Annotated in this window: 20 protein-coding genes; 17 read left to right on the top strand and 3 right to left on the bottom strand. The window is 45.5% G+C overall.

The features are described 5' to 3' along the window. Positions 1-165 precede the first annotated feature (165 nt). Together BUA78_RS16800 and BUA78_RS16795 are read left to right on the top strand one after the other, a co-directional pair. Positions 166-1,476 (top strand): IS4 family transposase, encoded by a 1,311-nt coding sequence (locus BUA78_RS16800; RefSeq protein ID WP_072911264.1) that lies wholly within the window; start codon positions 166-168, stop codon positions 1,474-1,476. Between the two features lie 452 nt (positions 1,477-1,928). Next, positions 1,929-3,878, top strand: coding sequence for an NAD(P)/FAD-dependent oxidoreductase (locus tag BUA78_RS16795; RefSeq protein ID WP_072916877.1), 1,950 nt, complete (start codon positions 1,929-1,931; stop codon positions 3,876-3,878). Between the two features lie 142 nt (positions 3,879-4,020). Here BUA78_RS16795 and BUA78_RS16790 read toward each other — a convergent pair whose 3' ends face one another. From BUA78_RS16790 to ylbJ, 3 genes are all read right to left on the bottom strand, one after another. Continuing rightward, positions 4,021-5,052 (bottom strand): phosphotransacetylase family protein, encoded by a 1,032-nt coding sequence (locus tag BUA78_RS16790; RefSeq protein ID WP_072916875.1) that lies wholly within the window; start codon positions 5,050-5,052, stop codon positions 4,021-4,023. A 39-nt stretch (positions 5,053-5,091) separates the two neighbouring features. Next, positions 5,092-7,197 carry an acetate--CoA ligase alpha subunit gene (acs, locus tag BUA78_RS16785; RefSeq protein WP_072916873.1) on the bottom strand — a complete coding sequence of 702 codons (2,106 nt, stop codon included), beginning with the start codon at positions 7,195-7,197 and terminating at the stop codon, positions 5,092-5,094. A gap of 122 nt (positions 7,198-7,319) precedes the next feature. Beyond that, a complete protein-coding gene (gene ylbJ, locus BUA78_RS16780; protein ID WP_175549057.1) occupies positions 7,320-8,573 on the bottom strand; it encodes a sporulation integral membrane protein YlbJ in 1,254 nt (417 codons plus the stop codon). 168 nt (positions 8,574-8,741) lie between these two features. On the opposite strand from ylbJ, the gene BUA78_RS16775 reads away from it, so the two are divergent. The 15 genes from BUA78_RS16775 to BUA78_RS16705 all read left to right on the top strand — a co-directional run bounded on the left by BUA78_RS16775 (position 8,742) and on the right by BUA78_RS16705 (position 23,139). Next, positions 8,742-9,248 carry a YceD family protein gene (locus tag BUA78_RS16775; protein WP_072916869.1) on the top strand — a complete coding sequence of 169 codons (507 nt, stop codon included), beginning with the start codon at positions 8,742-8,744 and terminating at the stop codon, positions 9,246-9,248. Between the two features lie 31 nt (positions 9,249-9,279). Next, on the top strand, positions 9,280-9,459 hold the full coding sequence (rpmF, locus tag BUA78_RS16770) for a 50S ribosomal protein L32 (protein ID WP_072916866.1): 180 nt from the start codon (positions 9,280-9,282) through the stop codon (positions 9,457-9,459). Positions 9,460-9,678: 219 nt separating this feature from the next. Beyond that, the gene (gene fapR / locus BUA78_RS16765; RefSeq protein WP_072916864.1) at positions 9,679-10,251 is read left to right on the top strand and encodes a transcription factor FapR; all 573 of its coding nucleotides are present in this window, start codon (positions 9,679-9,681) and stop codon (positions 10,249-10,251) included. After that, positions 10,251-11,255 carry a phosphate acyltransferase PlsX gene (plsX, locus tag BUA78_RS16760; RefSeq protein ID WP_072916889.1) on the top strand — a complete coding sequence of 335 codons (1,005 nt, stop codon included), beginning with the start codon at positions 10,251-10,253 and terminating at the stop codon, positions 11,253-11,255. Before fapR ends, plsX begins: the two co-directional genes overlap by 1 nt. Further along, positions 11,256-12,266, top strand: a complete 1,011-nt coding sequence (locus BUA78_RS16755) for a beta-ketoacyl-ACP synthase III (RefSeq protein WP_072916861.1) — start codon at positions 11,256-11,258, stop codon at positions 12,264-12,266. Beyond that, positions 12,266-13,213, top strand: a complete 948-nt coding sequence (fabK, locus tag BUA78_RS16750) for an enoyl-[acyl-carrier-protein] reductase FabK (protein ID WP_072916859.1) — start codon at positions 12,266-12,268, stop codon at positions 13,211-13,213. Before BUA78_RS16755 ends, fabK begins: the two co-directional genes overlap by 1 nt. 3 nt (positions 13,214-13,216) lie before the next feature. Further along, entirely contained in the window at positions 13,217-14,161 is a 945-nt protein-coding gene (gene fabD, locus BUA78_RS16745; RefSeq protein ID WP_072916857.1) for an ACP S-malonyltransferase, read from the top strand. Position 14,162: 1 nt separating this feature from the next. Then, complete coding sequence (gene fabG / locus BUA78_RS16740; RefSeq protein ID WP_072916855.1) at positions 14,163-14,906, top strand: 3-oxoacyl-[acyl-carrier-protein] reductase; 744 nt, start codon at positions 14,163-14,165, stop codon at positions 14,904-14,906. Positions 14,907-14,979: 73 nt separating this feature from the next. Further along, the gene (gene acpP, locus BUA78_RS16735) at positions 14,980-15,210 is read left to right on the top strand and encodes an acyl carrier protein (RefSeq protein WP_072916853.1); all 231 of its coding nucleotides are present in this window, start codon (positions 14,980-14,982) and stop codon (positions 15,208-15,210) included. A gap of 113 nt (positions 15,211-15,323) precedes the next feature. Continuing rightward, entirely contained in the window at positions 15,324-16,565 is a 1,242-nt protein-coding gene (gene fabF, locus BUA78_RS16730) for a beta-ketoacyl-ACP synthase II (protein ID WP_072916851.1), read from the top strand. A 16-nt stretch (positions 16,566-16,581) separates the two neighbouring features. Continuing rightward, on the top strand, positions 16,582-17,319 hold the full coding sequence (gene rnc, locus BUA78_RS16725; protein ID WP_072916849.1) for a ribonuclease III: 738 nt from the start codon (positions 16,582-16,584) through the stop codon (positions 17,317-17,319). Between the two features lie 27 nt (positions 17,320-17,346). Beyond that, positions 17,347-20,907 carry a chromosome segregation protein SMC gene (gene smc, locus BUA78_RS16720; protein WP_072916846.1) on the top strand — a complete coding sequence of 1,187 codons (3,561 nt, stop codon included), beginning with the start codon at positions 17,347-17,349 and terminating at the stop codon, positions 20,905-20,907. A 149-nt stretch (positions 20,908-21,056) separates the two neighbouring features. Then, positions 21,057-21,986, top strand: a complete 930-nt coding sequence (ftsY, locus tag BUA78_RS16715) for a signal recognition particle-docking protein FtsY (protein ID WP_072916845.1) — start codon at positions 21,057-21,059, stop codon at positions 21,984-21,986. A gap of 115 nt (positions 21,987-22,101) precedes the next feature. Further along, complete coding sequence (locus BUA78_RS16710; RefSeq protein WP_072916842.1) at positions 22,102-22,299, top strand: DUF1540 domain-containing protein; 198 nt, start codon at positions 22,102-22,104, stop codon at positions 22,297-22,299. Between the two features lie 129 nt (positions 22,300-22,428). Then, a complete protein-coding gene (locus BUA78_RS16705; RefSeq protein WP_072916841.1) occupies positions 22,429-23,139 on the top strand; it encodes a GntR family transcriptional regulator in 711 nt (236 codons plus the stop codon). Positions 23,140-23,151: the final 12 nt, after the last annotated feature.

Below are 23,151 nucleotides of genomic sequence, written 5' to 3'. Positions count from 1 at the left end.
CAATGTCATTAAGTTAAGAAAGAATAGTCCCAGTCCAAAGCAAGCTCTGCTATTAGACTGGGACTATTTTTGTGACCAGACAGTAAAAAAATAAAGAAAAAGGCTTGACAAATTATCAAAAATCGGAGGCTTTGCCTTGAAAGCATTTTCAAAGGAGGCCTCCAAATGAACAAAAAATGGTCACCAGAGGAAATAAAGCAAAAATTAAAGCTTGCAATCTCTCATGTAACTGAATCGAAAGATGAATTTGTCCTTAGGCCTGGAAAAGACTTTACCAGGAATCGGAAACTTAGCATGGATACAATGATCCAGCTCTTGATTTCTATGGGAGGAAATACACTGCGCAAAGAAATGTATGATTGGTTCCATTATGCATCCGATACAGCAACTGTTTCAGCATTTGTTCAACAGAGAAACAAGTTATTGCCTGCTGCATTTGAATCGATATTCCATAGCTTTGCTAAAGAATGCACTATGAATTCATACTACAGTGGATACCGTGTCCTTGCTATTGATGGTTCTGATCTAAGATTACCAGCCAATGCAAATGATCCCGAAACATACATCAAAACGAATGAAACGGATAAAAAAGGGTATAATCTTGCACACTTGGATGCTGTATATGACTTGCTCAGCCATGTCTATAGCGACGCATCCTTGCAAATGAAAAGAAATATGAGTGAACATCGAGCATTAGCCATAATGGTAGATCGTTTGGAGATAAGCGACAAAACTATTATTGTAGCGGATCGGGGATATGAATCGTTTAATACTATGGCTCATATTAAAGAAAAGGGATGGCATTTTGTATTAAGAGCCAAAGAATCCTATGGAATTATCACAAAGATAGCACTTCCGGATTCCAAGGAGTTTGATATGCCTGTGAGCATAACCTTAACCCGTAGGCAAACGAAAGAGACACGAAAATTATTTGAGCAGGACCCTTGCAAATACCGTTGGCTTCCACCTAAAGCAACATTTGACTACATAGAGCCTAAGTCAAATAAAATGTATGATTTGAATTTCCGTGTAGTGCGATTTATGATTTCATCAGGTTTATATGAAACCATATATACAAATTTGCCAGCTGCTAATTTCCCAGCCGAAAAGATTAAACACCTCTACAAAATGCGTTGGGGAATAGAAACATCATTTCGAGAGTTAAAATACACAATCGGATTGGCCAGCATCCACAGCAAGAAAATACAATTTGTCATTCAAGAAGTGTTTTCTAAGCTTATTTTATATAATTTTTCGTCACTTTTGATGCGTTTTCGTGATCTTAAGGATAATAAAGTTCGGATAAACTTTTCTGCTGCGTTTTTGTGGTGTAAGCAGTTTTTGTATAATATGACCAGCGAAGCGGTTCTGCTGCAAATGCTCTTGCGATGTACTTCACCCGTGCGTACTGGCCGAAATTTTCCAAGATATCAAAAGCATCTTTCTGCTATGAGTCTTAACTATAGAATTATCTGAACCAATTTCATATAATCTTTTTCAGATGCTTACGGGCACCTGTTTTTGTGTTGCCTTAAAACATTCAGTAATTGCTAAAATAATAAATCAGTGCCTCTGCAAGCACGGGTTTTAGCTTTACAGAGGCACTGTGAGTTCTTAACTTAATGACATTGACTTGACAGGGGGCAGTTCATTTTCATGGTTTAGGGCTATAAATATTTAACTGTCTACTAACATTAACTTTCTCAACAGTCCCCGTTTTATTTAACCAAAAAACTGTGAGCCCCTAACTAACTTTTGACTAAGTTCCTTCTTTCCTATATTTTGAGGCAACTGCCACGCTGGGGAAGCGCGAATCTACGAATAAATGAGGTAGTCCGATTACATAATACTATATATTTACTATTTTTGAAAAATACTGAGTGGTAAAACTGATTAGCTATGTAAATATCACAATGGAGGCCAAATAAATGTACAATCGTTTCGAAAAATTATTTACTCCCTTCAAAATAGGGTCAATGGAGGTAAAAAACCGCATTGTTATGTCGCCAATGGGTACTAATTCTGCCAATATAGACGGTAGAATTTCAGTAGACGAAATAGATTACTTTGAAGAGAGGGCTAAAGGCGGTGTCGGCATGATCATAACAGGTTGCATGTTTCTCACCAAAGACTTGGCCCAAGGTTCACTGGAGGGAGTGTTGGAAGATAACTATGTAATTCCTACGTTGACAGAATTATGTGAAGCTGTTCAACGTTACGGCACAAAAATATGCGCACAGATTAGCTGTGGCACAGGGAGAAACGCTTTTCCCAATATGTTTGGCGACCCACCTGTATCGGCATCTGCTATACCGTCACAATTCAACCCCGATGTATTATGCCATCCCCTGACAGTGGAAGAGATTAAAGCTATCATGGATCAATTCGCAGCTGCAGCCAAGAAGGTACAGATGGCAGGCTTTGATGCCATAGAAATTCACGGTCACGCGGGGTATCTCATCGATCAGTTTATATCCCCCATCTGGAACAAGAGGGAAGATGAATACGGTGGTTCCCTTGAAAATCGTATGCGCTTTGCGGTGGAAATCGTGCAATCTATTCGAAGTGCCGTGGGAAAGGATATGCCCATACTATTTAGAATATCCTGCGATCATCGCTTTAATGGCGGTAGGACCCTTGAAGAAAGTGAAAAGATGCTGAAGATATTGGAAGATGCCGGGGTTGATGCCTTAGATATTGATGCCGGTTCCTATGAGAGCATAGATTATATATTCCCCCCCACTTATCTTGGAGATGCCTGCATGGCATATGTATGTAAAGCAGCTAGAAAGGCTGTATCAGTGCCGCTACTAAATTCCGGCAACCATACACCTGAGACGGCGGTAAAACTGATAGAATCCGGAGATGCCGACTTTGCCATGTTCGGTCGTCAGCTTATTGCAGACCCACATACGCCAAATAAACTTTTGGAGAACAGACGCCAGGATGTACGTCCATGCATTCGCTGCAACCAAGACTGTATAGGTAGAATAGTCGATCGCTTGACTAAAATTAGTTGTTCTGTAAATCCCCGGGCATGCTTTGAAAAGCGTTTTATAATTGAAGAGACGAAATCCCCTAAAAATGTGGTGGTTATAGGGGGTGGACCGGCGGGGCTGGAAGCTGCCAGGGTAGCAGCTCTAAAGGGGCATCAAGTTACACTCTTTGAAAAACATGGAATCTTAGGGGGGCAGCTTACCAGTGCTGCTACGCCTTCCTTTAAAAGGCCACTCAGAGATCTTATAAAATGGTATGAAGTCCAGCTGGCGAAACTTCGGGTAAAAATTGAGCTAAATACGGAGATTAAGAAGGATGATGATCCTATTCTTGAAAAGGCTGACCGAATAATCGTAGCGGTGGGTGCAGTACCCACAAATCCACCGATATCTGGCATAGATGGCTCTAATGTTATTGGGATAATCGAGGCCCACCTCAATAAAGAGCTGGTTAAGGGAGAAAACATCGTTATCGCTGGTGGCGGTCTTTCCGGTTGCGATAGTGCCTTGGAACTGGCGATGGAAGGCAAAAAAGTGACAATCATTGAGATGCGGCAAAGTGTTGGGCCGGATGTAATGTTCATCAATGCCGCGGCGCTTATGCCAATGCTAGAGAAATACGGAGTAAGGCTGCTTCCTGGTCACAAAGTCCTAGCCTTTGATACAAGAGGGGTAAAGGCACAAAAGACAGACGGCTCAGAAGTATTTATAGAGGCCGATACCATCATCACCGCTTTCGGCGTAAAACGAAACAATAAATTATTTGAAGATATTAGCAGCAAATATCACATTAAGACACGTCCCGTGGGCGACTGCGAAACTGTCGGCAATGTAGGTACTGCCGTTCGTTCAGGCTTCTTTGCTGGCCTTGCAATAGAATAAGTACATAAACACACCTCTCCCCTTAATTTACCTTATACGATCAAGAGGCTGTTATTTTCCGAACTGAATGTTCGGAGAATAACAGCCTCTTTTACTAGTTTTATCCTAAAAATCCCACAGGACCTCAAGTAAAAGCCGCTCTTTAAGCTAAGCTGCTTATAATGCTCTGCCAATCGCAGTAGCGTTCTACGTTCTCAAGGGCCTTTTGAATACTTTCTTTATGGCTGGCGGTAATACGACCGGAGAGCTCACTAAGGCGTTCGATGGCATGATAGGTATCGAAGTGCACCAGTATTACCGGTACGCCCTTCTCTACTGCCCGGCTAATTACCTTCACATCGGGGTACAGTCCACCAGTAAGGATTATACAGGAAGTGCTGGTTTCTAAAGCAGCCAAAGCCATATCGGCCCGATCACCACCGGTGATAAACATCTTATTATTGGCACGGCGCATATGGCCAAGGGCACTTTCAATGGTCATGGCACCGACCATAATATCCTCTACCAGTAAATCCAGGTTTGCTTCCCCGGTTAGCAGTTCACCACCCAATAGTTCATATACCTGAGCCACCGAAGGGTTTGATAGTTCCCTTACTCTAGGTATAATCCCCAGGGTACGAAATCCCATTTCATCCAATAAAGGTTTGTAAACACCCTCAATTTTGGCTTGAATGGGCCGGGGTACGTGAGTAAAAATATTACCCAGTAGAGGCACACCTTTATTTTGGATGTACTGGTTAAAGAAGATGGATTGATCCAGACTGTAATCGTTTTTAATATTAATCAGATACAGTGCTTGAGCTTTCAATTCCAAGGCCAGGGAAGGGGCATCTAATCCAAGGGTGCCCATAATGTGCGGAAAGATAGCACTATCGATAATAACGATATCAACACCCCTAGAGACTTCCTCGTAGGCGTTTTTTATGGTTGCCAAGATTTCCGCAGAGCGGTTACCTCTGGATAAATAAAAGGGGCTGGCAGTAGTGGGTGAAATAACTTCTAAAGGGGCGGACATGTTTAATAATTCTTTCATTAAAGTAGCATCTTCATAACCTTGGCTCACTGGCTTAAAGTAGGCTACCTTAAGGCCTTCCTGTTTAAACTTGAGTGCCAGTCCTACTGCCATGGCTGTTTTACCACTGCCTGCGGAACCCATAATGTACAGGTTTTTCACTGGTACCACCTCGCGTTTTAATTTCAATAATTGGGGGTTTTAGATTTCTATAGTAATTTTAATATCTAAAGCCGAGTAGCCATCCGGGTAGGCAAAGACTGGATTAATGTCCATTTCACTAATTTCTTCAAAATCTAAAATAAGCTGGGCAGCTCGTGCTACCATGTCGATAATACTTAACATATCTGCCGGTTTATCGCCTCGGTAACCTCGTAGCAGGGTAGCAGCCTTGGTTTCGGCAATCATGGCGGCAATTTCCCCGTGGGTTATGCCTCGGGCCAACCGGAAGGAAACATCTTTTAGCAAATTGACATAAATGCCCCCAAGACCAAAGGCAATAAGAGGCCCAAACTGCATATCCCGGGTCATTCCCACAATGAGTTCTGTTCCCTTGGGCATCATTTTACTAATCTCGATACCATAGGGAATAACATTGGGCAGATAACGCTGCACGTTTTCCATAATTTCAATAAAGGCATCCCGTACTTCTTGCTCGTTATTAAGGCCAATTTTTACCCCGCCCACATCGGTTTTATGCATAATCTTCGGGGAGGCTACTTTAAGTACCACTGGATAACCCATTTCCAGAGAGAGATTTACTGCCTCATCAGGTGAAGTAGCCAACCTCACCGGTGCAGCGGAAATTTTATAGGCCTCAGCCACTGCTGCCGCTTCACTGCCCAAGAGAACACTGCGGCGGTCTCTGATGACATCATAAAAAATGGCTTTTACTTTATTCCGATCCACATCATCAAAACGGATAGCTTCTCCTTCCGCACCACTGTCTATGCGTCGCGTATAATTGACCATGCCTGCTATAGCCTGAATAGCCGGTTCGGGGAAGGTAAACACAGGAATTTTAGCTTGGGAGAGTCTTTGGGCACCCTTGGCCAGTGAGACGCCACCGATATAGGATGTCAGTATAGGTTTTTCAGGATATTTTTGGTGTAGCCGAATCACTTCCTCAGCGATGGCCTCCGGATCTGTTACTGCAGTGGGGCATACCATAACCACCACACTATCCACATAGGGGTCTTTTAAAACCGCCTCTAAAGCAAAAGAATAGCGATCTGCTTTGGCATCTCCTATCACATCCACAGGGTTATAAATATTGGCTTCGGTAGGCAGGTAGGCTCGTAAAGCATCCAACGTTTCTTTTTCAAACCGGGCCATTGATAAGCCAGTATTTTCGATGGTATCGGAGGCGACAATACCTGGACCACCGGCATTGGTGACAATGGCTACCCGGTCACCCTTGGGGAGAGGTTGATAGGAAAAGCAGGTAGCCAAATCAAATAACTCTGTCATAGTGCGGGCACGTACAATGCCAGCTTGTGTAAAGGCCGTTTCATAGGCCAGATCACTGCCGGCCAAAGCACCGGTATGGGAAGAGGCAGCCTGGGCACCTGCCTGGCTGGTGCCGGATTTTAAAATGATAACCGGCTTTTTTCTAGCCGCCTTGCTTACCACTTCCAAGAAATGCTTACCATTGTGTACATCTTCTATATAACATAAGATAACCTTCGATAACGGATCGTCAGCTATGGCATTGATAAAGTCTGCTTCGTTAAGATCTGCTTTATTCCCTAAGCTAAAAACCCGGCTAAAGCCAAGGCCAATGGTTTTGGACCAGTCCATAATAGAAACCAGCATAGCACCACTCTGAGAAATAAAGGCAATGTCTCCCTGTAAGGGAAAACCTACGGCAAAGGTTGCGTTTAATGGGGTATGGGTATCCATAATGCCCACACAATTAGGCCCCACCATACGAATGCCATATTTTTTGCAGATGAAAAGCAATTTCTTTTCCAATTCCAGTCCTTCGGGGCCAACTTCTTTAAAACCCGCGGTAATAACAATGACATGTTTAATGTTTGTTTTACCGCAATCTTCCATAACATCAAGACAGGCTTTAGCGGGAACTGTAATAATAGCCAAATCAATCTTGTCCGGGACCTCAACCAGAGAGGGATAACAGGGTAGCCCTGCAATTTTTGGTTCTTTGGGGTTAATGGGATAGATCTTACCGGAAAACCCGCAATCAATCACATTTCTTACAATAACATTGCCAATTTTGTCGGGCTTGTTGGAAGCCCCCACAATGGCTACGGAGTTTGGGTGAAATAAGGGTGTTAAGTCCGCCATTGACCTCACCTTCCCTGCATTAAATAACACAACTGATTGTTTTTTTTACAAGTGGTATATCCTCTATTTATAATATGATGCTAGTTTTTCCACAGACTCATCACTAATACCTTTTTTTAGTCCTATAAATGTGAAAATATTTTGTGGATTCTTAAGCATAGTTGAATCGTTAGGCCCACAAAAATAAGCAGCAGAAAGGAAGCACCCATCAAACACAGGGACCCTGTTATGATAGAGAGAGGAGAGTAACCTAGCATTTTTGTCACTGGCGTCATCACTGGCAAAGTTAGGGAAGACGCTATTGGTTTGTAAAAAAGCCAAGTAAAAAATCCTGCCAGCACAGCGTGGGCAACGCGGGTAATCATAAATAGGCGCATACGGATATCCGTTTGGGCAATCATGCTGGCCACTTGGGCATGGATCGATAGCCCGCTCCAGCCAAGAATTATGCCTACCGCCATTAATCTTTGCAATTCCGGAGCATTCGCTTCTGAAGCAAGTTTAGTGCCAATGGTCATTTCAAAGAATCCACTGGAGATGGCTGTTACTACGTCAGGGGAAAATCCCAGGGGAAGCAGGATAGTAGATAGAAAAGTTGAAATAAGATGGATGACGCCTATTTCTTTTAACAGTCTAATAATAACAGCAAATAGAATAATAAAGCCCCCAATATTCAAAAGTTTAGAGACAGAGGAGGCAACCGCTTCACCCAATAGCTGACCAAGGGGGGGACTTTCTTTGGCATTATGCAGTAGAATCCGTAACGCCTGCCGAAAGGACCAGGGGACTTGGGAGTTATGGATGGTACGTTCAGAGTCCTGTCTACCATAAAAACGCAAAACAAGACCTAATAAAAGATTTGCCAGGTAGTGAGAACCAGCGATAACAACCCCCAAATCCGGGCGGCCAAACATTCCTACGGCTACAGCTGTGAGCATGAATAAAGGGCTGGAATTATTGGTGAAGCTCATCAAACGTTCGGCTTCCAAACGGGTACACAGCTTTTGCTGCCTTAATTTGGCGGTAACCATACTGCCAATGGGAAAACCGCTGGTAAAACCAATCACCATGACAAAGGCGCCGGTTCCTGGTACATTAAATAAAGGCCGCATTACCGGTTCTAACAACACACCCATAAAACGCACCAGCCCCAGCTTCATTAAAATTTCCGAAGCAATGAAGAAGGGCAGCAGGGAAGGGAATACAATATTCCACCAGGCCTTTAAGCCACTTAGGGAGCCTTCATAAACAATTTTGGGTTGAATGACCATACCTACTACGAAACAAATTGCCAAAGAAATCCATAAAAGAGAGGACAAATTCTGTTGGATATCGGGAAAGTTTATTTTTTTCTGCTTTTTGGTTAGCAAAAACATCACCTCAAAAATAAGATCAAAAAACACCTAACAGTATAATATATAAATGGAAATGTTTAACTTTAGACCAAAGTAGAGGTGAATTCCCCTTATACAGTAATTTTCCTTGACAAATAATGAGTGGCTTTATATAATGAATTTTGTTAAATATTGAGGTGACCCTAACAAGTGCAAATAAACATTCTTAAATTAAGGAATGCACCCGGCGAAAAACTTACCTTTGATTTCAGCAGTGCGATGGATGATATTGAAGTAAGCGGGCAGCATTTTAGGTTTGTTGGTCCTGTGGCAGCCACTGGAGAGGTAGTCTCTAGAGACAATTACTTTCAGGTTAAAGGTGTTACGAAGGCTACGATTTTGACCTCATGTAACAACTGCTTGGAATCCTTTGCATTAGAGGTAGAAGGTTCGCTGGAAGAGATTTATGCTAGGAACGAAGAGATCGTTCAGGCCGACCTAGCTTCCGAGGCGATCGGATTTTTGGGTGATGTTATCAATATTGAGCCTGAGGTTAGTAAGTCGCTGATTATTGAACTCCCCATGCGACTTATCTGTAGCCCAGAGTGCCAAGGACTTTGTCAGCAATGTGGGTCTAATCTAAACAAAACCCAATGTAATTGCCAAAATGAAACGATTGATCCCAGATTGGCAGTACTTAAAAAATTACAACAATAAAGTTTTGACTTTTTGAAGGGGGTGTAAGAAAATGGGTGTACCGAAAAGGAAACTTGCTAAGCACCGGGGAAGACAGCGCCGGGCTATGAATATGAAGTTAGAAGCCCCCAGCCTGGTAACCTGCCCACAGTGCCATGTTTTAATTCAACCACATCATCTGTGCCCTGAGTGTGGTTACTACAAAAACCGTGAAGTTGTTGCGGCTAAATAAGTAAATGATTTTAGAAAAACTTGGCGCAAGCCTTAGTTTTTCTTATACTTTCATCAATAGAAGTTTTATAATTTATTATGAAAGTGAAAAATAACCCTTCTTCAAAAATTGAAGAAGGGTTTTTACTTTTTATGGTAAATAATTATGAAATAGTTTGCATTACAAGAGTTATCTGGGTATAATTAGTACCAGGTACTAATTGGGTTATGGTGATTCATGATGGTTAAGGGTGGTAAAGGAAAAACTCAAAGACAACGGGAATTGGTCAATTACCTCGCTAATAACCCTCTGTTAAAGGATGGGGAATTAGCAGAGATATTTGGCGTAAGTATTCAGACCATTCGCCTGGACCGCTCTGAATTGCAAATTCCTGAGTTGCGAGAGCGTATGAAATCAGCTCTGCAATCCGGCACTACCTTACGTTCGCTGGGAAGTGACGAATTGGTGGGAGAATTGCTAGAGATCCAGGTGGCTCACCATGGGCTTTCCCGGCTGATCATTAAGCCAGAAATGGCCTTTCGTAAAAATCTAGTGGCAAGGGGACATCATCTGTTCGCTCAGGCTAATTCACTGGCTGTAGCCTTGGTGGATGCGGTAATTGCCTTAACAGGGACTGCCAATGTTATGTTTAAACAACCAGTTAGAGTCGGTGAGACTGTACTGGCCCGAGCTACAGTGAGCAGTCAAAAGGGCAATAAAACAATGGTTCGCGTTATCTCAAAGGTAAAAGAAGCTACTGTATTTGAAGGTGTTTTTACAGTATTTGCTTTGGAGGAGGAAGGCAAGCAGTGATAAGAATTGCTTTGGATGCCATGGGAGGAGATCATGCACCGATGGAGATTGTCCGCGGTGCCCGGGATGCTGCCCATGAATTAGGTGTTCATATTATTTTGGTTGGTCACGAAGAGAAAATTCTAAAGGAATTAGATGGCGAAGGGGTAGGAGAACATATCTCCATTGTGCATGCTCCAGAAGTAGTGGGGATGGATGAGCATCCGGTAAGTGCCATCCGAAAAAAGAAAAACTCATCGATCGTGGTGGCTACACAGTTGGTCAAAGAGGGTGCTGCAGCCGCTGTGGTATCTGCCGGTAGCACGGGTGCCCAAATGGCCTCTTCCTTATTTATTCTAGGCCGTATTACCGGAGTAGATCGCCCGGCTATCAGTACGCTGCTTCCCACAGCTAAAGGGGTATTGGTGTTATTAGATGCCGGTGCCAATGTTGATTGCCGTTCCCAGCATTTAAAACAATTTGCTGTCATGGGTTCCTTATATGCAGAAAAGGTATTAGGACTGCCCTCTCCCAGAGTAGGATTGGTTAATATTGGTTCGGAAGAAAGCAAAGGTAATGAAGTAACGCTGGCAACCTATAAACTCTTGCAGGACAGCAGCGTGAATTTTGTGGGTAATGTAGAGGGAAGAGACCTCTTCCTGGGCAGCAGCGATGTGGCTGTTTGCGATGGTTTTGTAGGAAATGTTATCCTGAAGTCTGCTGAAGGCTTAGCCATGATGATTCTGGGGATGTTTCAGCAAGAATTGGGAAGAATGGAAGATGTTATTGGCCGTGAACGTATTATGCATCTGATGGGTGGATTTAAAAGGCGTATGGACTATGCCGAATACGGTGGAGCACCGCTGCTGGGTGTAGACGGGGTGTCCGTCATCAGCCATGGTAGTTCCCGGGCCAGAGCTATTAAAAATGCGGTACGTGTGGCTAAGGAAACCGTAGAACAGGGGTTAGTTCCAGCTATTAAATCAGCTATCGAGAAAGATGTTGTCAAGGGGGTAGAAGCTTAGATGCCCAATCACCTGATTCAGGCCGGCATTCTAGGGGTAGGTAGTTACGTGCCTGAACGGATACTCACCAATAAAGAGTTAGAAAATATGGTGGATACCAGTGACGAGTGGATTCGTACACGATCTGGTATCAAAGAAAGAAGAATTGCCGACCCAAGTCAATCAACCTCAGATTTAGCAGCTATTGCCGGACGCAGAGCTTTGGAACATGCGGGGGTGAAGCCCGAGGAACTGGATTTGATTATGCTCGCCAGTTGTTCTAAAGATATGCTTATTCCAGCCGGGGCTTGTTTGGTGCAGGATGAATTAGGCGCCTATAATGCCGGGGCCTTTGATTTAGAAGCCGGTTGCAGTGGTTTTAACTACGGGTTGGTTGTTGCTTCTCAATTTGTGGCTACCGGAGCCATGAAACGTGTCTTGGTCATTGGGGCGGAGGTTCTCTCCAAGGTGCTTGATTGGGAAGACCGGAATACCTGTGTTCTTTTTGGAGACGGAGCCGGTGCTGTGGTGGTCGGTCCTGTGGGTCCTGGGGAAGGGATACTGGCCAGCAAGCTAAGTGCCGAGGGTTCCGGTTGGGGGCATTTGTATATCCCTGCGGGGGGCAGTAAAATGCCAGCAGATCCCATTACCGTGGAACAAAAATTACACACGGTCCATATGAACGGTAAAGAGGTTTTCCGCTATGCCGTAAAAGTAATGGAAGAGGCGTCCCTTAATGTATTAAGCGCAGCTAATATGCAATTATCTGATATCGATTTATTAATTCCGCATCAAGCCAATATAAGAATTATTGAACACGCAGCTAAAAAACTATCCGTGCCAATGGATAAAGTGCTGGTTAATCTGGATCGGTATGGTAATACCTCAGCAGCTACCATTCCTCTGGCTTTGGATGAAGCCGTGAAAACCGGACGTGTGAAGTACGGAGATCGCGTTTTGATGGTAGCTTTCGGAGCAGGTCTTACTGCCGCCGGAGTGGTACTAAAATGGAATTTAAGGGAGGGAGAATAATGAAACTGAAAACCAACCTGTGTAATTTATTGGGAATTGAATACCCCATTTTACAAGGTGGCATGGCTTGGGTCTCCACTGCCGAACTGGCAGCGGCAGTATCTGAAGCAGGGGGACTGGGTGTGATCGGTGCCGGACATGCTCCTACGGAATGGTTGGAAGAGCAAATCAAAAAGGCCAAAAGCATCACTAAGAAACCCTTTGGTGTTAACGTTATGCTTATGTCTCCCTTTGCTGAACAGAATATGGAGTTAATTATACGAGAAAGGGTTCCAGTGGTTACCACCGGTGCCGGTAACCCGGGCAAGTTTATTCCCAGGTTAAAGGAAGTGGGTACCCGGGTCATCCCGGTAATTCCCTCCGTAGCTTTGGCCCAACGGATGGCTAAAGCCGGTGTGGATGCCGTTATTGCAGAAGGCGGTGAATCCGGTGGACACATTGGGGAATTATCCACCATGCCTTTGGTGCCCCAGGTGGTTGATGCAGTAGAGATTCCGGTTATTGCTGCCGGTGGTTTCTTTGATGGCAGGGGTCTCATTGCAGCCCTGGCTTTAGGTGCTCAGGGAATTCAGATGGGTACCCGGTTTATGAGTGCCACCGAATGTACCATTCATGATAACGTTAAGGAACTGCTCATTAAGGCTAAAGATCGTGATACTATTGTAACCGGTCGAACCACGGGTCATCCGGTACGGATCATACGCAATAAACTGGCTAAACAATTTGAAGAAAGAGAACGCCAGGGGGCTCCAGTAGAAGAACTGGAGCAGATGGGTGTAGGGCGACTGCGTATGGCTATGGTGGAAGGAGAAATACAGGAAGGTTCCGTAATGGCCGGCCAAATCTGCAGTATGATTAAAAGAGTTGAACCTGCTAACGACATTATTAAGGATATTATGACCGGTGCTGAGCTTGTATTGAACCGGTTGGGCAGAGGGGAGTTCTAGGGATTGTCTAAAATTGCCTTTGTTTTCCCCGGTCAAGGGTCTCAAACAGTGGGTATGGGCCGGGAATTATATGATAATTTTTCGATCTTCCGGCAGACTTTAGAGGAAGCAGACGATGCCCTAGGTTTTAGGCTTAGCCAAATGTGCTTTGAGGGACCGGCAGAAGAATTAAACAGTACTGTGAATACTCAGCCGGCAATTTTGGCTGTAAGTGTGGGTGCTCTTAGGGTGCTGCAGCAGGAAGGTGGAGTAACACCAGAGCTTATGGCTGGCCACAGCCTTGGGGAGTACTCCGCGCTGGTGGCTGCCGGTGCTCTACAGTTTACCGGGGCTGTGCAGGTGGTTCGTCAAAGGGGACGCTTTATGCAAGAGGCTGCCCCCGCTGGTTCAGGAGGAATGGCTGCCATTCTCGGTTTGGCACGGCCCAAGGTTATCACCTGCTGTCAGGAGGCGGCGACCTTAGGCGTGGTGGAGCCCGTTAATTTTAACTGCCCGGGGCAGGTGGTGATAGCCGGAGAAAAGGCTGCCCTGCAACAGGCCATGGAGTTATGCCGCCAGGCTGGGGCTAAACGAGCCATTGAATTGGCTGTCAGTGGTCCCTTCCATTCCAGTTTAATGAAGCCTGCGGGTGAAAGGTTAGCCGAGGCTTTAGAACAAATTACTATTAACAGCCCCACCGTACCGGTGATTGCCAATGTAAGTGCCGGTACGGTGCAGGCAGCATCAGAAATCAGAGATTCCCTGGTGCATCAAATTTCTGGAGCGGTACTTTGGGAAGATAGTGTAGAAAAGATGGCTGCCCAGGGGATCACTACCATGATCGAGATTGGACCGGGGAAGGTTTTGGGTGGTCTCATCAAGAAAATTAGCAAGGAAATAACTACTGGTAATGTAGAAGATTTGGCAAGCTTGGAAAAAGTCCTTGCACTGTTCAAGGAGGTTGGCTAAAATGTTTCTGAATGGTAAAGTTGCCATTGTCACCGGAGCTTCCCGTGGTATTGGCAAAGCCATCGCTCTGGCCATGGCTGGTGCGCAGGCTGACATTGTCGTAAACTATGCCGGTCGGGCCGATGCTGCCGAAGAAACTGCTGCAGCGATTCGTCAATTGGGTCGCCGGGCTATGGTGTATCAGGCGGATGTATCCGATACCAGCCAGGTTCAAGGGATGGTAGATGCAACCCTGGCTGAATTCGGCAAGGTGGACATTCTAGTGAATAATGCCGGGATTACCAGGGATAACCTAATCCTGAGAATGAAAGAGGAGGACTGGGATACCGTCCTGCAAGTGAACCTCAAATCTGCCTTTAATTCCATTAAAGCCGTGTCTCGTTCAATGGTGAAAGCACGCTATGGACGCATTATCAATGTTTCTTCCGTTGTTGGTTTACACGGTAACGCCGGCCAAGCTAACTATGCCGCTGCCAAGGCGGGTCTGATTGGCCTCACCAAGAGCATGGCCAAGGAGTTGGGACCCAGAAATATTACTGTCAATGCTGTGGCACCGGGCTTTATTATGACAGATATGACTGAGCAACTTAGTGCCGAAGCCCGCGAGAAGATGACTGCCAGTATCGCTTTAAACCGGTTGGGTAAACCGGAAGATGTGGCTAGTCTGGTAGCTTTTCTGGCCAGCGATTTTTGTGGCTACATCACTGGGCAGGTTATCGCGGTGGACGGTGGCATTGTAATGTAGCTTCGAGGGTTAGTTTTTCCTCGATTTGAATTCATGATAAAAATAGATGATATCCCGGAGGGGGGTGAATGAGTTGGCAACTTTTGATAAGGTTAAAGCAATTATTGTAGATCAACTGGGTGTGGAAGAGTCTGAGGTGGCTATGGAAGCTTCCTTTGTTGATGATCTGGGTGCTGATTCTCTTGATATCGTGGAGCTAGTAATGGCTTTGGAAGAAGAGTTTGGTCTCGAAATTCCCGATGAAGAGGCAGAAAAAATTCGCACCGTAGGCGATGCCGTTAAATTTATTCAGGACCGCCAGTAATACGATGGTTAAAGTCCCGGCATTTTTTATACCGGGACTTTTTCTCAACTCACATAATTAGCTTTCTAAATAGTAAGCATAATCAGCTTTTCTAACGTAAGGAGGAAATTATTTTGTCTAAACGGGTTGTGATAACCGGCATGGGAGTTATCTCTCCCCTGGGTACCGGGCTGGACAAGTTCTGGAACGCTCTGACCAACGGAGTGTCTGGAATTGCTAGAATAACCAGGTTTGACCCGTCCGAATTCAGTACGCAAATTGCGGGAGAGGTTAAAGATTTTGACTTTTCTCGGTATTTAGATAAAAAAGAAGCACGCCGGATGGATAAGTTTTCCCAATACGGTGTGGTGGCCGCCGCAATGGCCATTGAAGATGCTGCTCTGGATATGGAAGCCCTTGATAAGGATCGTACCGGTGTGATTATTGGCTCCGGCATTGGTGGCATGGAAACCTTTGAGGAGCAATGTAAAGTCTTGGTCAACCGGGGGCCTAGCAGAATTAGCCCGTTCCTCATTCCGATGATGATTGCCAACATGGCAGCGGGTCAAATTGCCATTAAATTTGGCTTGAAAGGCCCTAACATTACCACCATTACCGCCTGTGCCTCCAGTGGCAATGCCATTGGTGATGCCTTTAAACTCATTCAACGGGGCAATGCAGAGGTCGTGATCAGCGGGGGTACCGAAGCACCGATTACTCCGCTGGCAGTGGCCGGTTTTTGTGCTGCGAAAGCGATGTCCACCAATAATGAGGAACCCGAGAAAGCCAGTCGGCCCTTTGATGTCGACCGGAATGGTTTTGTAATGGGTGAAGGTGCGGCCGTTATGGTGTTGGAAACCTTGGAACATGCTCAAAAACGGGGTGCTAACATTTACGCAGAAATTGTCGGCTATGGCAGTACCTGCGATGCTTACCACATTACTGCCCCGGACCCAGAGGGTTCCGGAGCCATTGGTGCCATGGAAATGGCACTAAAAGACGGCAATCTAAAACCAGAGGATGTACAATATATTAATGCTCACGGTACTTCTACCCCGGTGGGAGATGTGGCTGAAGTGGGTGCCATTAAAAAAGTATTTGGTGAACATGCCTACAAGTTAGTGGTTTCTTCCACCAAATCCATGACTGGTCACATGTTGGGTGCTGCCGGTGCCATTGAAGGAATTGCCTCGGTTTTGGCCATTAGAGATGGTTTGGTTCCCCCTACGATTAATTTAGAAAACCCCGATCCTCAGTGTGATCTGGATTTTGTGCCGCACCATGCTCGTCAGATGAACGTTGATGTGGCCATCTCCAACTCCTTTGGGTTTGGCGGTCATAACGTTACGCTAGCCTTTAGAAAGTTTATTCCATAGATTTCAGGTGATCCATTTGTCAAAGCAGGATGAACAATTAAATCGGTTAAAACATAGACTGGGCTTCCACTGGCACCAGCCGTCCCTGCTGCTGCAGGCTCTAACACACAGTTCCTGCGTTCATGAGAGCAGGGGACACGGTTTATCTCATAACCAAAGGTTGGAATTCCTTGGCGATGCTGTTTTAGAACTTATTGTCAGCGAGCATCTGTATAAATCCTTCCCGGAACGTACCGAAGGCGAACTGACGAAGATGAGAGCAGCAACTGTTTGTGAACCCTCCTTAGCCAAAGTTTCCCGAGGGTTGGACTTAGGGCGTTCTTTGCGCATGGGGCGTGGTGAAGAGCGCTCCGGCGGCAGGGAGCGGTCATCCATACTGGCTGATGCCTTTGAAGCTTTGTTAGGTGCTGTTTATTTAGATCAGGGTTTAGAGGTGACAAGAACTTTTGTTCTACATTGCCTAAATCCCATTCTAGAGGATGTGGTGGCCGGTAGGCTGGATCGGGATTATAAAACGGAGCTGCAGGAAATCTTACAGCAAACCTCACCGGAACCTGTAACGTATATGATTATGAACGAAACGGGTCCCGACCATGATAAGACCTTCACAGCGGGTATTTTATACCGTGGGGAGATTATTGGTAAAGGCAGTGGTCACTCTAAGAAAGAAGCGGAGCAGCGGGCTGCCAAAGATGCCTTTAGCAGACTTGAATCGTTTAAAAATGCTTCCAGACAGAACGGGGGCAACAAGTAATCGGCGGACAACAGGGGGCAGGAGACATTGTGTTTAAAAAGAGTTGATATACAGGGTTTTAAGTCCTTTGGCGACCGTATTAAGTTGGAATTGCACTCGGGCTTGTCTGTGGTTGTAGGTCCCAACGGCAGTGGGAAAAGTAATATTTCTGATGCCATTAGTTGGTGTTTGGGGGAGCAGCGGGCTTCCTCGCTTAGGGGTTCCCGCATGGAGGATGTTATTTTTGCCGGCAGCGACAAACGTAAAGCTGTAGGAATGGCGGAAGTAACCTTAACACTGGACAATACCGCTAAACTGTTTTCTCTGCCCTACGGGGAGATAGCGGTTACCAGGCGGCTTTATCGTTCTGGTGAAAGTGAATACTTAATCAATAAGGTGCCCTGCAGGCTAAAGGATATCCAAGCTCTTTTTATGGATACTGGATTAGGCCGCGGGGCCTACTCTCTTATCGGGCAGGGTAAAGTAGATGAGATTTTGAGCAGCAGGCCCGAAGAAAGAAGACATATCATTGAGGAAGCGGCCGGCATTGTCAAATATCGCCATCGTAAAGAAGAGGCCTTACGAAAATTATCCTCTGCAGAGCAGGATTTAAATAGAGTTTCTGATATCATACATGAACTGGGCAGCCGCTTAGAGCCACTGGCCGCGCAAGCAGAGCAGGCAAAATTGTATAATACACTACAAAGCCAGGCCTGGCGGGTAGAATTATCCCTTTATAAAAGAGAGTGGGACGATCTGCAAACCAAGGCAGCAGATATTGCCCAGCAATTACAGCAAGTAAAAGCAGATTTTGTAGATGAACGCCCGGCTTTACAGGAGCGACTGGAACAAGCTAGAAACTTTTTGCAAATTGTTGAAAACCAAATTGTTCAGGCTAGGGAACATCTTTTCACCATTGAATCGGCAAAAGAGAAGAATAGTAGTCAAAAGGCTTTGATTCAAGAACAACTAGGCAATCACGCTGCTGAACAGCAGAGAATGATAAATGAACTTGACGAAACCAGAGAAGTTTTACAGGGCGTTACTTTAGAGTTGGCAGCGGAACAGGAGAAATTGAACAAACTACAGGCAGAGGTCTGGGTAGAAAAAACCTCCACCGAAGATGAAGTACTACAACAGTTGGAGAAACAGCTGGAGGAAAAGCAAGAATTATTCCAAAATCTGAACACAGAATTAATTGATCAATTGAATCTGGTGGCTAATCAACGAAATAGTAAGCAACAAGCCTCGGATCGTAAAGAACAACTAGCGGGGCGCCTTAAACATTTAGAAAAACGCGAAGAAGAAGCTAAGGAAAACGAAGCAGCACTTCAAAGGGCCATTCAAGGTGCCAGCGCTCAGGCAGCAGAGCTTACCAACAAAAATGAACAACTAAAATCGCAAAAGCTACTTCAGGAAGAAGAGATTAAGCAAATAGAACATGAGTTGGCTGCTTTGCAAAGTAAACTGGCTGTCAAAAAGGAAGAAATGGTGGCCAAACATTCACGACTTAAGGTTTTGGAGGAAAACCTTAGCTCTCACAGTGGTTTTATGAAACCGGTAAGGGAATTGCTAAAAGCCGCAGAACAAGGCAGAGAACGGATCAGCGGTTTGTGCGGGGCGGTAGCAGATATCATCAGGGTTCCGAAGGGTTTTGAAACAGCCATGGAAGCGGCTCTGGGTGGAGCCTTGCAGAACCTGGTTTGCGAAACTTCCTCCCAGGCCAAAGAAGCCATCGAATATCTTAAGAGGCATGGTTTAGGCAGAGCTACCTTTCTGCCCCTGGATTCCTTACGCCCGACTCCTGCCGGAGAGTGGGAAAAAAAAGCATCGGGATTAACCGGTGTCATTGGCCTGGCGGCGAATTTGATAGAGGTAGACACTAAATACCGTTCAGTGGTGGAATTACTCATGGGCCGTTTGGTAGTAGTAGATACCATTGAAAATGCTATTACGGTAGCCAGAAGGCTACAACAACGGGTGCGTATTGTAACGCTGGCAGGCGAATTGTTGCAACCCGGAGGATCCCTTTCTGGGGGTGGGCTGGCCCGAAATACAGGAGGCATGCTGCATATTCGCCGGGAGCGGGATGAATTGGCTAACACTGTCAAGCAACTGCACCAGGAAATCCACCAATTGACAGGGCAGGTCACCCAAAGGCAGCAACTGCACCAGCAAGGGCTGCATGAGCTTAAACAATATCAAGAGCAGCTGGTTACTCTGGGACTTGCCTTGCAAGCTGCTGAGATGGAGCTAAACAGGGCTCAGGAAGATTTAACCCGAGTAAATCGCCGTAGTGAGGAAGGCCATTGGGAGAAAGCTAGTATAGAGCTGGAATTCCAGCAATGGCACCAGACAGAAACAGAGGCCGCCGCAAAACTAGCAGATTTTGAGCAGCAACTTGCTGGACTGCAGACTAAGTTGGCCGTTACCCAGGAAGAATTGACAGCAGCCAGGGAGAAAAAGGCTGAATTGGAGAATGTTGTCCACCGGGAGAGGATTCGTCAGGCAGAGCTACGCCAAGAATTAATTGGTGTACAAAAAATTGCTGATCGATTGGAGCAGGATATTAGAAATCGTAAGTTGGCCCAGGCCACTCTGGAAAAATCATTGGAGAACTCCAGAAAAAGAACCGGGGAACTCCAAGAGCAACAGGTACAGTTAGAGCGGGCTGCAGAGGAATTAACAGGGCAGCATACAACAGCCCAGGAAGCCCTACAGGACCAGCAGAGTCGGCAGGTAGCTGCCATAGCAGCAGTCAAAGGATGCGAAGAATCCTTACAAGAGTTCCAACAGCACTGGCAACAAAAAAGTGATAAATTACATTATTTGGAACTGCAGCAGACCCGTCTGCAAACTGAACTGGAATTATTAACCACCCGATTAGAAGAACTGGGAGTCCATAACCCTTCCGAGTTAACAGTAGAGGCGGTAGCTAGCAAGCGGCAGGCTCGCAGCCAGTTGGCTGAACTACGGGAACAGATTACAGCTCTTGGACCTGTTAATGCGGCTGCCGAGGCCGAATATCAAGAAGTTAGTGAGAGACACGGATTTTTGCAGCAACAAAGATCTGATTTGGAAGATAGCAAAAAATCTCTACAACAAGTAATTGAGGAATTAAACCGCTTGATGTCCAGTCAATTTACCACTGCCTTTCAGGAGATTAATGGGAATTTCAGTGTGGTATTCCAACAGTTATTTGGGGGTGGTGGTGCAACCATGTCACTGACGGAAGGGGATACCCTTACCTGTGGTATCGATATAACAGCACGTCCCCCGGGGAAGAAAAACCAGAATCTGTCTTTATTGTCTGGAGGAGAACGGGCACTGACGGCCATCGCGCTGCTGTTTGCCATCTTACGCTATAAGCCCAGTCCCTTCTGTGTTCTGGACGAGATCGAAGCTTCACTGGATGAAGCCAATGTAAATCGGTTTGCCAATTACCTTTCTCGTACTTCGGAAGAAGTTCAGTTTATTGTCATCAGCCACCGTAAAGGAACCATGGAACAGGCGGATACTCTTTACGGAGTCACCATGGATGAGGCTGGGGTCACCCGCCTGCTGTCCATGTCCTTAGAGGAGAAGCCAGACCGTAAAAGACTGGCCTAGGGTACCTACCCCCTACCATGGTTGACAGCGCCTTTTCTTTGGCATTATAGTAGGGACAGGCTTTGTCCGCATGCATCAGGCTATAGGTCACGGGCAGGTAAACAAGCCAGTTTTACTAATATTCGTTAAAGTACTGGGGGTATCGGAAAGTGGGCTTTTTTGGCCGTTTGAAAGAAAGTTTAACCAAGACCCGGGAAACCTTCGTAGAAAAAATTGACCAGGTTTTTACCGGACGTAAGGGTATTGATGAGGATTTATATGAAGAACTGGAAGAGGTATTGATTCAGGCTGATGTGGGAGTCAGTACCGCCATGAAGTTGGTGGAGCGTGTGCGGAAAGGGGTTAAGGCCCGGAACGTGCAAGAAGCTGCGCGGCTAAAGGATATTTTCCAGGAGGAATTAGAGTATCTGATGGGAGAAAAAACCTCCCCCATCAAAATAAACCCTGAGGGCCCCACGATAATTATGGTGGTAGGGGTAAATGGTGTTGGTAAGACAACGACCATTGGAAAAATGGCCCATAATTATAAAGCGCAGGGAAAAAAAGTTATGTTGGCCGCCGGCGACACCTTCCGGGCTGCGGCCATCGATCAACTGGAGATTTGGGCGGAACGGGTAGGTGTGGATATTATCAAACACCAGGAAGGTTCCGATCCCGGTGCTGTGGCCTATGATGCCATTCATGCAGCCCGTTCCCGCAAGGCCGATATTCTTTTAATTGATACAGCAGGTCGTTTACATAATAAAAGTCACCTGATGGATGAACTAAGAAAGGTTCATAAAATTGTGGCCCGGGAAATGCCAGGGGCTCCCCATGAAGTATTGTTGATTTTGGATGCCACCACCGGTCAGAATGCTTTAAGCCAGGTTAAGATTTTCAGTGAAGCGGTTCATGTAACGGGCATTGCTTTGACCAAATTGGACGGCACAGCTAAGGGTGGTGTAGTAACCGCCATCGTCACCGAAATGGCCATCCCTGTCAAATTAATTGGTATTGGGGAGGGAATGGACGACTTACGGCCCTTCAATCCTAAAGATTTTATCGATGCGTTGTACGGCAGAAGAAACGATGATGAGTAAAAGCAAATAACTGATTTTAGGAATCTTTGGTTTAGGACCAAAGATTCTTTTTTTTGCATAAAAAGTCTAGAGAATAGAAATCATAGTTTTGAATCTACTATAAGGAGGAGATTATATGCCGGAAGTAGCATGCACCGTTAATAACTGCAAGTATTGGACCCAGGAAAACCACTGTACTGCCAAACAAATCATTGTACAAAACGATGCTGAAGGTGGCGGTTTCGGTCCCAACGCTAGCTTACAAAGCCTGTCTGCAACACCCGCTAGCAGCAATGATGAAACTTGCTGCCAGACTTTTAAAAACGCTAAGTAATAGTAAAGAGCTACTCCTAAAAACCCATGTTTGTACATGGGTTTTTATTATGTCCCTTGTGTATTACAGTAAGTTATATAATAATAATATGAAAAGCCAGACATACCCGTATACCAAGGGGGATTGAGTTTGCAGGATCAATTTAAATTTACACCAATCGAAACCGTAGCCCAACCACAAATCAGAGATAAGGTATACGAGCAGTTAAAAAGAGCCATCTTAAATGGTTACATGCAGCCCGGTGAGCGTCTGATAGAAAGAAAATTGGCGGAGTTGTTGGGGGTTAGCCGGACACCGGTGAGAGAAGCTATTCGAGTGTTAGAGTTAGAAGGTTTGGTGGCTCATTTTCCTCGGGTGGGTGTGGTGGTAACGCAGGTTTCCGATACCGAGGTTATGGAGATTTATCGTATCAGAGCGGTCCTAGAGGGATTATGCGCCCGTATGGCGGCGGAAAAGATTAAGCCACAGGAACTAGAGCAATTAACGGAATTGCTAGCAAAGATAGAGGAATATGCTAAAGGTTCTCAGATGGAAAAACTTGAACAGACACACCAGTCTTTTAACGACGTGATTTACCGGGCAGCGGACAGCCAGAGACTCTACAGTATGATTATTACTTTAGTGGAGCACATCAATCGCTATACCCGGGTGGGCTACAGTCATCCAGGGCGTATAGAAGAGGCTAATCGAGAGCATAGACAATTGCTGGAGGCCATCAAAATAGGCAATGGCTCCCTGGCAGAGAGCCTGGCCCGGGAGCATATTGAGAATTCCCGGCGAGCCTATTTTAAAAAGCGTAACCCAAAAAACATTACTAATGAAGGAAATCATAGCCAGTAAAGAGAATAACTC

It is taken from the genome of Desulforamulus aeronauticus DSM 10349, from assembly GCF_900142375.1.
In the GTDB taxonomy this organism is placed as follows: domain Bacteria; phylum Bacillota; class Desulfotomaculia; order Desulfotomaculales; family Desulfotomaculaceae; genus Desulfotomaculum; species Desulfotomaculum aeronauticum.
This window is presented reverse-complemented; position numbering and strand designations above follow the sequence as displayed.